This window comes from Bacillus sp. FJAT-28004 (assembly GCF_001280845.1).
GTDB lineage: Bacteria > Bacillota > Bacilli > Paenibacillales > Paenibacillaceae > Pristimantibacillus.
The window spans coordinates 676,286-689,627 of record NZ_LGHP01000001.1; the positions used below are offsets into that span (position 1 = coordinate 676,286).

The 13,342-nt window shown below is 44.7% G+C and carries 9 protein-coding genes; 8 read left to right on the forward strand and 1 reads right to left on the reverse strand.

Going from position 1 to position 13,342, the window contains the following annotated elements:
• Nucleotides 1-8: 8 nt before the first annotated feature.
• A complete protein-coding gene (locus AC787_RS02790; RefSeq protein ID WP_054023393.1) occupies nt 9-1,586 on the reverse strand; it encodes a response regulator in 1,578 nt (525 codons plus the stop codon).
• 197 nt (nt 1,587-1,783) lie between these two features.
• On the opposite strand from AC787_RS02790, the gene AC787_RS02795 reads away from it, so the two are divergent.
• The 8 genes from AC787_RS02795 (at nt 1,784) to AC787_RS02830 (ending at nt 13,325) form a co-directional block, all read left to right on the forward strand.
• A complete protein-coding gene (locus AC787_RS02795) occupies nt 1,784-2,773 on the forward strand; it encodes an ABC transporter permease (RefSeq protein WP_054023394.1) in 990 nt (329 codons plus the stop codon).
• Nucleotides 2,774-2,799: 26 nt separating this feature from the next.
• The gene (locus tag AC787_RS02800) at nt 2,800-3,687 is read left to right on the forward strand and encodes a carbohydrate ABC transporter permease (RefSeq protein ID WP_054023395.1); all 888 of its coding nucleotides are present in this window, start codon (nt 2,800-2,802) and stop codon (nt 3,685-3,687) included.
• A 101-nt stretch (nt 3,688-3,788) separates the two neighbouring features.
• On the forward strand, nt 3,789-5,405 hold the full coding sequence (locus tag AC787_RS02805; RefSeq protein WP_054023396.1) for an ABC transporter substrate-binding protein: 1,617 nt from the start codon (nt 3,789-3,791) through the stop codon (nt 5,403-5,405).
• Nucleotides 5,406-5,474: 69 nt separating this feature from the next.
• A complete protein-coding gene (locus tag AC787_RS02810; RefSeq protein WP_054023397.1) occupies nt 5,475-7,535 on the forward strand; it encodes an alpha-galactosidase in 2,061 nt (686 codons plus the stop codon).
• A gap of 155 nt (nt 7,536-7,690) precedes the next feature.
• Nucleotides 7,691-8,758, forward strand: coding sequence for an FtsH protease activity modulator HflK (hflK, locus tag AC787_RS02815; RefSeq protein WP_235560890.1), 1,068 nt, complete (start codon nt 7,691-7,693; stop codon nt 8,756-8,758).
• On the forward strand, nt 8,755-9,621 hold the full coding sequence (gene hflC, locus AC787_RS02820) for a protease modulator HflC (protein ID WP_054023398.1): 867 nt from the start codon (nt 8,755-8,757) through the stop codon (nt 9,619-9,621). The genes hflK and hflC overlap by 4 nt, the downstream gene beginning before the upstream one ends.
• A gap of 221 nt (nt 9,622-9,842) precedes the next feature.
• Nucleotides 9,843-11,315 carry an arabinogalactan endo-beta-1,4-galactanase gene (locus AC787_RS02825; RefSeq protein WP_054023399.1) on the forward strand — a complete coding sequence of 491 codons (1,473 nt, stop codon included), beginning with the start codon at nt 9,843-9,845 and terminating at the stop codon, nt 11,313-11,315.
• Between the two features lie 294 nt (nt 11,316-11,609).
• Nucleotides 11,610-13,325 (forward strand): sensor histidine kinase, encoded by a 1,716-nt coding sequence (locus AC787_RS02830; protein ID WP_054023400.1) that lies wholly within the window; start codon nt 11,610-11,612, stop codon nt 13,323-13,325.
• Nucleotides 13,326-13,342 lie beyond the last annotated feature (17 nt).

Consider the following 13,342-nt stretch of genomic DNA (forward strand, 5'->3'; position numbering starts at 1 on the left):
ACTCCAGCCTATAAATACATTTTCCGATATTCGTTAGGGGTGCTGCCTCTATGCTTATGGAATATGGAGCAAAAATAAGAGACGTTCTCGTACCCGACGTTGTGGGCGACCTCACGAACCTTAAGCGATTTGTCCTTTAATAGATCGGCAGCCCGGTTCATGCGAACCTTCGTTATATAATCGAGAATCGTCTCACCCATTTTTTCCTTGAAAATACTTCGAATATAGTTTGGAGAGAGGTAGACCTCCTTCGCGATCTCTTCAACCGTAAGCGGCAAATGATACCGCTGGCTTACGAGCTTAACGATTTGGTCGGCTACTGCTTGATTGCGATCTACATCTCTTTCACTTGCGGCCTTTCTTATTTCATCGCAGAAATGCAAGACATAAGCTTGAATATGCGAGGATGAGCTCATGGACGAAATGACCTTCCAATGATCTACGAGCAGCAAGTCCTTTAGTGAGCCTGCAAGCAGCATGGAAAAATGCTGTTCTAATGCGGCCAATAACCGAATAATCGCTCGGATCGCGAAATTCCGATCAATACGCTCTTCACGAATAGACGAGAAGAACGCTTCCAACTGCATGGATACTTGATTCGTATCTCCTAATTGTATGGAGGAGGCTAACCTTGCAGCAGTCTGTTCGCCATCATCATCTGTTTGTTTGGTAGGCAATACAGCATCCGGCGTTATGACAGCTCCGCCTAATTTGAAGAACTTCTCGTCATTGCAGGCACGCGCCTGCAAGTAGGCATCCCATATCAAATGAAAGCCTTTATGCGGCGTGGACAGGCCAATCGTAATTTGTGCGCCGTGTGATGGAATCAGCTGCTCTCGGAATTTCTCCCAGAAGTCCAGAGTAGCTAGTGCGGCTCTCTGCTCATTCTTCCATTGAAAGAGCACGAATAATTCATGAGGCTCGCTTTCAACGACAATAAAGGAATCGAGGTATTGCCTTGCAACCGTTCGTAATAGATCAGTTCTGTCGGAGGAGACTAGGCTTGGCGGCTGCGATAGTGCACTTGGATAGGTTGCCGGTGGATCAAAAGTTACATACATAGCCGAAAATTCCCTGTTCGCACTAAAATCAGACGAGCTAAGCTCCCATTTGTGAGTCCAATCCATGCGCTTCTCTGAACTAGGTTCGCGTATAATACGCGTCATCCATTTTTCACGCAGCCATTCTTCGCCCTGATCTGCCAATTGCTCCTCTTCGCATTTTTTCTTTACCTTCTCAATTAAGGCAAGAAGCTCCTCCATGTCTATCGGCTTTAATAAGTAACCAGTCGCTTCAATGTTCAGCGCCGCCTTAATATATTGAAACTCGTTATGTCCGCTTAAAAAAATGATTTTAACGTTCTTATCTATTTGCTTAGCCCTTCTTCCGAATTCAAGCCCGTCCATAATCGGCATACGGACATCCGTCAAAATAATGTCGGGCTTTAGTTCAGCCAGCTTACTAAGCGCTTCTTTGCCATTGCGTGCCGTTCCAGCGACGGTAATGCCGATTTTGTCCCAAGGGACATAATGCTCCATCGTTTCGAGCTCGATGGCTTCGTCATCCACGATCAAAATGCTGTACATGCTTATCCCCACCTTTTTATCCTGTATCTGTTTCTGGATGTTTAATTAGTTTATCTGCAATAACGGATTTCAACAATGGAGCATTTGGAAGTGTGTCGTTTTGCGTTACAAATCGGTAAATGCTTGTATAGAATGGGACGAGCGACCGACCTATAATGAAGTCACTAAGCAACGCAAGATTGGCAGGAGGTTATAAAATGGAATCCATATTGAAAGCGGAATCAAGTAAATCTGTTCCACCCAAAAAGAAGCGCAGCATTGGAAATTCAAATGTATGGGGCAGGTTGAAGGAACAGCGGCTATTATACGTGCTCATGCTTCCGGCTTTAATTGTTACACTCATATTTTCATATGTCCCCATGTTTGGCTTATACATGGCCTTCATTAATTATTCTCCAGGCGGAGGATCGTTTTTTGGACAGTTTTTTACGACGGAGTTTGTAGGTTTGGATTGGTTTAACTACTTTTTTACGAATGGCGATTTCGTCAGAATAATGCGCAATACGCTGGCTCAAAGTTTTCTATCTCTGTTATTCGGATTTCCAATGCCGATTATTCTTGCCCTGATGATTAATGAAATGCGCAATGGCTGGTTCAAACGGACGTTTCAAACCGTATCTTACATGCCTCATTTTATTTCGTGGGTCATTGCAGCGAACATTATTATCACAGTACTCTCTTCAAGCGGTGTCATTAATAATATATTGACTGGGCTTGGAATCATTGATGAGCCGATTCAGTTTATGCAAAAAGGTCCGTTGTTCTGGTGGATCATAGCATTCTCCAACACATGGAAGGACATGGGCTTTAACGCGATTATGTATTTGGCCGCTATCTCGGCTATTAATCCAGAGCTGTATGAGGTGGCGAAGGTAGACGGGGCCAGCCGTCTTAAGCAAATGCTGCATATCACGCTGCCGTCTATTAAACCGACAATTATCATTCTTGCTATTTTAGCGGTTGGCGGGATTTTGAACGCAGGTTTTGATCAGCAATTTTTGATGCAAAATAATACAGTGCTTCAATATTCAGAAGTTATTGATACGTACACGTACAAATATGGTTTGCAAAACGGAATGTTCTCATACGGAGCAGCTGTTGGATTATTCAAATCGGTCGTCGCATTCATCCTTGTTCTAAGCGTCAATAAGATGGCCAAAAAAATGAATGAACAGTCGTTGTTCTAGTACAAACAAGAAAAGGAGAACACTTCATGGCAAAATTTAAAAATGATTTTCTGTTTATGTCTATCGTCTACTTATTCGTCATCGCGGTTTTTATCGTAACCTTTTATCCTTTCTGGAACATATTCATCATCTCGCTTAATAGTGCCGAAGATACGCTGCGAGGAAATCTGTATTTGTGGCCAAGAGATTTCAGCTTAGCCAGCTATAAGCAAATTTTATCCGATAGCGAGATTTGGATGGCAATAAAAGTTACAGTGCTGCGGACGTTAATCGGAACTCCACTCGCGGTTATTGTCATTAGTATGCTTGCCTTTTCTCTAAGTAAGCGCGAGCTCGTTGGAAATCGGTTCTGGTCACTATATTTTGTGTTCACCATGTATTTTGGCGGCGGACTCATTCCTTATTATATGGTGCTCAAAAGCCTGCATCTCATTGACAGCTTCATGGTATTTATTTTACCAGGCATGATGAATGTGTTTTATATGATTATTGTACGAACCTTCATGCAGCAGCTTCCGCAGGAGCTGGATGAGTCAGCAAAAATAGACGGCGCTAATTACTTGCAAATCTTCTTCAAAATTATATTGCCGCTAACGACACCAGTGCTTGCGACGATCGGAATGTTTACAGCAATTGGTCACTGGAACGCTTGGTTCGATTCCTACGTGTTTACGTACAACTCTGATCTTAAGACGCTTCAGGCAGTGCTTGTCAAAATACTGAATCAGTATCAAACCAGCTCGATGGTGGGCGATGCGCAGCAGCTTGCGGATGCTTCGAAACGACTGGCTGTGTCACCGGATACGATTCGGATGGCGGCAACAATGGTCGCAACGCTTCCTATATTAATGGTTTATCCATTTTTACAAAAATATTTTGTTAAAGGCATGACCCTTGGTGCAGTGAAAAGCTAATGGAGCGGGAATTTTGTTGGAGGTGATGCCAATCGCGCTTAAAGAACGAATGGGGATCAAAATGTACTATAATAGAATCACTTATGAGGGGGATTTCTAACATGCGTATTAAAAAAGGGATCGTATTATTTCTAAGCGTAATCGTGGTTACATCTGTATTATCTGCTTGCGGCTCCAATAATGCTAAAAATGGCGGCAACTCTACTGCTGGCGAGAACAGCACAGGGAATGACAAGTCAAATGAACCGCTCACAATCACTTTCTTCGATAAAAATACAGGAGATAAGTTCAGCAATACTGTTGCGGCGGAAATTACGAAGCGGACAGGGATTACGGTCGAAATTCAACAGCCAACCGGCAACCCTGCTGAGAAGCTTAATCTGATGCTTGCGAGCGATGATCTGCCTGATCTCATTATGTTCGAGAGAAGCAGTGACTTGGTCAACAAATACATCGAATCAGGTGCTATCATTCCACTAAATGATTTGATTGAGAAAAACGGTCCAGATGTAGCGAAAATGTATGGCGATGTGCTTAACAAAACGCGCTATAAAGACGGTAAAAACTATTACCTTTCCAACTGGTACGGATTTGAAAATGAGCCTGTATTCGGCTTCAATATGCGCAAGGATATTTTGAAGGAGCTAGCGCCTGACAAAGCGGATGGCGGCGTGCCGTTCACTGAAACAGAATTTAAGCAGCTGCTTCTGGATTTTAAAGCGAAATATCCAACGATGGACGGCAAAGAAACGATCGCTCTTTCTATGGATGGAGAAAACTTTAGCGGTACACTAGGCACTTTCAAAGGGATGTTCGGCATGCTGCCTTTCTACGATGAAAATGGCGAGCTGAAGTTTGACGTGAAAGATCCGCAGTATCGTGAAATGATCCTGTACATGAATGATTTATACCGTTCTGGCTTGATCGATAAGGAATGGGCAATTAACAAGAAGCAGGCTTGGGAACAAAAATTGGCGACAGGTTCTGTATTTGCTTCTACAGGCGCGTATTGGGATGCGGGAGGAGCAAATACGATTCTGAAGAAGGATCGTGGTGAAGAATCGCAGCTGTTTCCTTACAAGGTTGTAGCAGATGGCGTAGATCCTGCGAAAACGACTTACGGTGGACGCAGCTCACTAGGCTGGGATGCGATTACGATTACAAAGAAAAATAAAAACCCGGAACGCACGATGCAATTTATGAACTTCCTGGCGAGCGAGGAAGGACAATATTTGTTGATGTGGGGAATTGAAGGCCAGCACTGGGATATGAAGGATGGCAAGCATACGCCGCGTCCAGAAGTGCTGCAAAGCTTTAAAGACGATTGGAATGCGTATACAAAGGAATCAGGTATTCGTAAATGGACTTGGTTTATTAAAAACGGCAATGGTTCCGACGGAACACCTTATGACTTGGCTGGTCGCTTTGAACGCGGTGCTGTCGATAAGATGGCTCTCAAAAACTTGTCCGACTCTGTTTATGACTCCGTACTGTTTGACGGTTTAGGGCCACAGGGCGGAACGCCTGAAGCACTGAATGAGCAGAAGGTGAATGATATTGTGAAACAGGGTCTGACGAAAGCGATTATGGCGAAGTCTTCTGAAGATGCAACTAGCATTTTTGATAAAATGCTTAGTGACATGAAGGCTGCTGGAGACGAGAAGGTTGAAGCTATTTACACTAGCAATTACAAAAATCGTCAAGAGCTTTGGAAATAAAGTATAGCAAAGATGATGGAGGCCGGCGCTGCCGGCCTTCTTCAATTTTAAATAAGGAGCGGATGAGAGATGAGAATCGGGCAATTTAAGCTGGAACAGCGTACGGAGGAATATGTTGTTGATAATGGAGTCATTCAGGTAAAGGTACATTTGTCAGAAGGAAATGTATCGCTGAATTGGAGCAGCGGTGCAGCGCTGGTAGGCCTTTATGCGGAAGCGCGTTATGGTTTAGAACAGCTGCGCTCAACGTTCTACAGCAAACATTATGTAAATGAAGCTTCTGTTCAATCCATTGAGGATGGCTATGGTAAAGGGCTGCACTGGAGCTTTGAGCATGAAGAAATTGGCAAGCCGTTAATGCGTCAACACTTCCGCATGTACGAACAGCTTCCTTATTTGCTGATGGAACTGGAAGTAGAAAGCGAGCTCGAATGGGAGACGAATGAAATAACGCCGCTCGCAGCCTATTTGAACGATGGAAGCATTGCACAATTTGGAACGGGAGCGGACGCCAGCGAGGAGATTAGAGCGTTATTCGTGCCATTCGATAATGACAAATGGGTTCGTTTTGCCTCACATGTCATTCCTTGCAGCGTACACAGCTATGAGACAACGGCTATTTATCGTGCACAAAGCAGAAATGGATTTGTTATTGGATCAGTCACACATGATACTTGGAAAACAGGTGTTGTCGTGGAAGGAACGTTCTCGGAGGACTTGGGCAGGCTTCGCGTTTATGGCGGAGCAGCTGATATGCAGACGAGGGACACATTGGCGCATGGGGCCCTTCGCGGAAAAAGCATCGTATCGCCGACGATCTTCGTAGGCGCGTTCTCGGATTATCGCGACGGGCTTGAGCAATACGGTAAGGCTAATGCGGTTCTGGCACCCGCTCTTCCTTGGGAAGGCGGCATTCCAATGGGCTGGAACAGCTGGTCAGCTGTCATGGACAAGCTAGATTATGACGTTTATACACATACTTCTGATTTCTTTGCCAAGGAACTGCAGCAAAATAGTTTTGCCGACAAAAACGATAGTCTGTATGTTAATTTTGACGCTTGCTGGCAAAACTTGTCTGAAGAGCAAATGAAGGATGCGGTGCGACGGGTGAAAGCCAATGGTCAGAAGCCGGGGATTTATTTCACACCATTCGCGTTTTGGGGAAGTGATCCGAACTCGCCGGTGGAAGGAACCGATGACCGTGTGCTTTACCGGGACATTCTTATCAAGAACCAAGCAGGGCAGCCGCTGCCGAAGCTCGATGGCGCCTTCCCGATTGACCCGACACATCCTGAAGCGCAAGAGCGGATTAAGAGAACCCTGGACAGCTTTGTGGAGCTCGGCTTTGACTATGTGAAATTGGACTTCCTCGCACATGGTTCTATGGAAGGGGTTTTCCATGATGAGAGCGTGAGAACGGGCATACAGGCCTATAATATTGGCATGGCGCTCGTTAGAGATACGCTTGCGCCGGAGCGGGTTGGACGTCCATTCTTGATTAATTTATCTATCGCTCCGTTGTTCCCGCACGGTTATGCACATAGCCGCCGTGTTTCTTGCGATGCGTTCGGAACCATTAACGATACGGAATATATGCTTAACGCGCTTACTTATGGCTGGTGGATTAATGACAACCTGTATCGATTTAACGATCCGGACCATGTGGTTTTGTTCAAAAGCGTCAATCAACGTGCGATTAGCGAGCATGAAGGAAGAAGCCGCTTGAACAGCGCAGTAATTTCGGGTACCTCGCTTCTACTCGGCGATGATTACCGAATGGAGGAGGCCGCGCAGCGAGCAAAAGAATGGATGACAAATCCAGAGATTATGGCGCTAGCTAAGCGAGGTGTAACCTTCCGTCCGGTGGAGTGCACCAGCGGAAACAAAAGCGAAAATCTGTTCATGTTAAGCACAGAGGAAGGAACCTACGTTGCTGCCTTTAATTTCGAAGCGGAGAAGGAAAGTATATTGCTCGCATCATTTGCAAGAATGGGCATAGATTCCTCTAAGGGGATAGTCGTTCGGGATTTGTGGAGTGGACAGGAAGGGCAATTGGAGACAGAAGGTGACGGGTATCGTATTGAGCTGGCACCATCAGAGTCTAAGTTGCTGCTCTATGTACAGGCGTAATAGCGACTAAAATGGATTAATTGGCAGTAAAATGAAGAAAACAAACTGTTAATTAGGATAGTTAAGAAAAATATGACAAAATCGGTTACTTTTTCATCTGTTTCGCGTATTATCCCCTATAGCCATATAAAAGATGCTTGGAAGGGGAGATTTCTTTGAGCTTTACAGATCAAAATCAGAACCTAGGCGAGAATCATAGTATGAGTGGTCGAAGGCCGCCAGAGCTAAAGCCAAGTACGGTTAAAAAGATCGTATTCGGTGTCGTCGCCGCAATTATTGTCATTTATTTAGGAACAACATCCTTTTACACGGTACAGGAGCAAGAACGTGCAGCCATTTTAACCTTTGGCAAATATTCGAATGAAACCTCAGCAGGTTTGCATTTTAAATGGCCTTATCCGATTCAAGAGGTCATTACTGTAAAAGCGGAGCTGACACAGCGGATTCATATTGGTTATCGTCAAGAGGGCTCAGAATCCATTCCCGTTGATGAGGAAGCGATGATGATCACGGGCGATGAAAATATCGTATCAGCGGATGCGGTTGTACAGTGGAAGATAAGCAATATTCATGATTACTTATATAATATTTCGGATGCCGAGCAGTTTCTGCGTAATGCGGCAAGCTCCTCGATTCGTGCGGTAATCGGCTCGGAGAAGCTTGATTATGCCATTACTGACGGTAAAACAGTTATCCAAGACAAGGTTCGGGAGAAGCTGATTGAGCTGCAGGCCAAGTACAAAACGGGCATACAAATTATTGATATTAAGTTCCAGGATATTGAGCCGCCAAGCGGTCAAGTGGCTGAAGCCTTCCGTGAAGTAACGAATGCACGTGAGGAGAAAAACACAAAAATCAATAACGCAGCGAAGTACGAGAACGACCGAATTCCGAAAGCGCGCGGAGAGGCGCAAGCCCTACTTGAAAATGCTGAAGGACAGAAGAAATCTCGGATCCTGAATGCCGAGGGTGACGTCGCCAAGTTTAATGCGATATTCGGAGAATACAAAAAAAATCCGAATGTTACCCAAAGTCGTTTAGTATTAGAGACGCTTGAAAAAATATTGCCGAACGCCAAAATCTTTATTACGAATTCAAATAGCGATACGGTAAACTATTTGCCGCTAAATGAGTTGCTGCGCAGCGGAACGGGCAGCACGACGACTCCGCCGGCATCAACGCCGCCAGTCACAGAAGCTCCGCAAGGAGGTGACGCACAATGAAAAGAAACCAATGGTTAACGATTATTGTTGTACTGGTTGTTGTTATATTGGGCTCAGGCTCGATGTATATCGTGAAGGAAGGCGAGTATAAGGTTGTGCTTCGGTTTGGTGAAGCGATGAGAGCCGTACCAGAGCCGGGCCTAAAGTTTAAACTTCCGTTTATTGAGAACGTATCGACGCTGCCTAAATATCAAATGACATATGAAAGCACTCCAACAACGATTCTAACGAAGGATCAGAAGCCGATCGTAGTAGACAACTATACGGTATGGCGCATCACGAATGCATCGCAATTTTTAAGAACGGTGCAGTCGGTCAGCGGCGGTATTCAGCGGATCGATGAGGCTGTGTACAACTCTGTTCGGCGCAAGCTCTCAGAGGTCAATTACGATAATATCATTAGCGAGAACACAGCGCGCGGCAATATTAACGATGAGATTACCAAGGATGTTGTGTCGGCGTTAACTCGTGATAATTATGGTATTGAAGTCATCGATGTCCGCATTAAACGTACCGATTTGCCGGAGGAAAACAAGCAAAGCGTATACAACCGGATGATTTCGGATCGTCAATCGATCGCAGCACGCTACCTGTCCGAGGGTGATGAGGAGTCGCGAAAAATTACTTCCAAAGCGGATCGTACAGCTACGGAGCTATTAGCGCAAGCGCAAGCTGATTCCAAAAAAATCGTCGCTGAAGGCGAGCGTGAAGCAGCAGTTATCTATAATAAGGCATATGGCAGTGATCCGCAGTTCTACAATTTCTACCGGACTTTGGAGAGTTATGCAACGACGTTGAAAAACGAGCCAGTCATTATGATACCTATTGATTCACCCTATGCAAAAATTTTATTAGGTCAATAGTTGAACACCCCTTTGCTGATGCAAAGGGGTGTTTTTTTTGGAACGCACATAAACAGATTATGAAACCTGCATAGTCCGTCCATTCACCATGCCTGATAATCTATAAGTTATGGTTGGAATAGCAACCAATATGTTGTGAATATGCCCTATATGGGGTGAAGGCGGTTTGATACGATAAGAAGGAACGAACGAACGATTCCTACACAAATCGGAGGTACAGCATGCATATTTCTTTTGAAACAAACCAACTGGCTGACTGGAACGTGCAGTCTAACGGCAATCAAGCCGCCGCGAGCATCCAGCAGGATCATCAGTCATCTACTGAATATCTCATGATTCAACATACATCTTCCTATCGCTCGTCTGTGTCTAAGATTATTGAAAAGCTTGAGAATGGCTACTATACATTGACGGCTTGGACGCAAAACAGCGGAGGGCAAGAAACCTGTTATATTTACGCGGAGTCCACTAGTGGTGACACTCGGTTGACAAGCCTTCCGGTATCGCCTCATTGGATACCTGTTATCATACGAGGCATTGAAGTTAGGGATGGACAGTGCACCATTGGTCTCATCACCGAAGCAAATGAGGGCAACTGGTGTAAGGTCAAATCGTTTGAGCTTGTGAAGAGTGATGAGTCTTATGAGCTGCTGAAGGGCGGAGACATCTCCGAGATGCCTCGGATTGAGGAGAACGGGGGCATATACAAAGATAAGCATGAATCAAAGGACGGCCTTGAAATATTGAAAGCTTACGGGCATAACATCGTTCGGATTCGACTGTACAATGATCCTGGAAATCCAGACCATTGGCCTTCGAATCAACTGGATGCTAGAGGCTATCAGAACGAAGAAAAAACTCTTGCTTTGGCAAAAAGAGCGAAGGACATGGGATTCCAAATTCAATTCTCTTTCCATTACAGTGATTACTGGACAAACGGCTTAGCCCAGCATAAGCCTCATAACTGGAAAGAACTTTCCTTTGTGGAGCTGAGAGAGGTTTTATATCAATATACACGAGCATTTATGACGCGGTTGATCGAACAAGGCACAGTTCCCGAATATGTATCGCTTGGCAACGAAATACAAGGCGGAATGTGTTATCCCGATGGTGCCATTGCTAATTGGCCGCAGCTGGCTGAGCTTCTAAAGGCTGGATATCAGGCGGTGAAGGAAGTATCTGAAGCGAGCAAAGTTGTCATTCATTTGGACGGTGCCACCGAGGATGAGAAATACGAGCAGTTTTTTGGCAATTGTGAGCGGTATAGCGTTCCTTATGACATTATCGGTCCTTCTTATTACCCGTTCTGGACGCAGGCTTCGGTTCAGCAGCTTGTAGCGTTTTGCAATAAGCTGGTCGCAAGATTTGATAAGGATATTTTGCTGATGGAAGCAGGCTTTAACTGGAGCTCGGTTACGGGTGCAGGCATGCGAGGTCAGCTTGAGAACAATGGGCCTGAGCCGTACGAGAGCACGCCAGAAGGTCAACGTGATTTCATGTATTCTCTGATGAATGGCATTAAGCAGGTTGAAGGTGGAAGATGCCTTGGCGTGCTCTACTGGGATCCCATCATGATTTATGTACCAGGTGTAGGCTGGCAGAAAGACGCTCCGAATGTGGTGGATAACACGACGCTGTTCGATTTTGAAGGCAACGCGCTGCCCTCAATGCTTGCGTACAAATATAACAATTAAAGGCTTACTATATGAGCATGTATTGGAGGGATGGCTAGTGAAATTGGCTAGCGGCAGCAATTTGCTCGGCTTGTAATCGCCATCTTCCACGAACCGGAATTTCGGAGCAAAATCCGATATTCCGGTTCTTTTTTTGAAAGAATAGAATCGTTGCGCAATAAAGTAGTTGCAAAAACATAACATACATTTCGATTTTACGGGTTGAATTGAACGGAATGTCCACGTATGGTGAAGAGGAAGATAAAGATTATTAAACAGCTGCCCATATGACATCCTGCCGAGGTGCGAAGCAATATGCCTAAAATTAATTTATTTACTAAAATCGTCGCTCTAATTATCATTATGCTGGTTCCGATTATGCTGCTCTATTTTTACTCCAATAAGACCAGCACCGATATACTTGGCGAGGAGCTTAATAAGTCGAACACGAATCAGCTCGTTTTTTTCCAAAATCAAGTCAATACAAGTATCGATTCGATGGCCCTTTGGCCTGACTTATTGATACAGGATCCTGATATTTCGTCGCTTCGCGATATTTTTACGGAAATGCCGGAGCTGAACCTCAATATGATTACTTTGATCAAAAGAATTCAAACAAAGCTTGCCATTCAACAAAATTCTTCGAAATGGCGAAGCAGTATGCACATCTACTCACCGATTCTTCATAGGGACATTTCCGATAATGACGTTGTCCTCTATGACGACGCTGATTTGAAAAAAAGATTGAAGCCTGGCTGGCAAGTGAAGGCTGCTGAAAATAATCAATTTGTTTTTTCCCGTTATGCGGTAACCCCATATTCCAGTTATTTGGATCCAAGCAGCTCGAACTTGGTCATTGAGGTACAGTTCGACAGCTCGAATATTACAGATATGTTGGACAAGTTCAAGAGCGATGGCCGCCGAGAGCCATTTTATTATTTGGAAAATGTAGGAGTTATTTATAATCGCTCGGCAGATAAGGAACTGACGAACAATGTTATCCATTTGTTGAAGCAAAAGCCGCTGCTGGATATGGAGAGCCGTACGATCGATCTGGGCGGAGAAAAATATTTGGTCAACATTGTGAAGTCAGAGACGATTGGCTGGCATTTGATCGATTATATTCCGATTTCCGAAATCATACGGCCTATTCAAAAGACGAATCAATTATTTTATGTATCGCTCGCAGGTTTGTTGCTGTTATGCTGTATTGCTGCTTATCTTTTATACGCGCAGGTACAGGTACCAATTAAACATCTCGTTATTGGGTTTCAGAAGCTGAAAAACGGCGATTATTCGGTTCGGATGAAGCCGCGCGGCAGGAGCGAGTTCGGGTTCCTTTATACACGCTTCAACTTAATGGTTGCTCAAATACAAGAGTTGTTCGAAACGGTATATTTGGAAAAAATTCATGTGCGGGAAGCGCGTTTAAAACAGCTGCAATCGCAAATTAACCCGCATTTCTTCTATAACTGCTTCTCGTTCATATCCAGTATGGCCAAGCTCGAAAAGTATGAAGCGGTCGTTGCTATGTCCCATCATTTGTCCAACTATTATCGCTATACGACAAGGCAGGAACGTGATCTTGTTGCCATGTCAGAGGAGATTAATTTTGTGACCAGCTATTTGGAAATTCAGAAAATGCGGATGTCGAGGCTGCGTTATTCCATTCATTTTCCTTCGGATATGCGCCATCTTGAAATTCCGCCGCTGATGCTGCAGCCGCTCGTTGAGAATGCGGTTATCCATGGTATTGAGGCGTGGACTGATGCATCAATCATTCAAATAACGGGTGAGTGGCATGAGGAAGGGGCTCGGCTTGTCGTAGAGGATGACGGTAAGGGGATGAGCATGGAGGATATTCTCATTCTTCAGCACAAAATGCAAAATCAAATGGATCAGCAAATGGGCTGTGGACTTTGGAATGTGCATCAGCGCATGCATTTGCGATTCCGTGGTTCAGCTGGCGTTAGCTTCTCATCTTCCAATCTTGGAGGTCTAAAAGTCACCATTACTTGGTCACCAAGCTAGATAAAAAAAGGGGATTT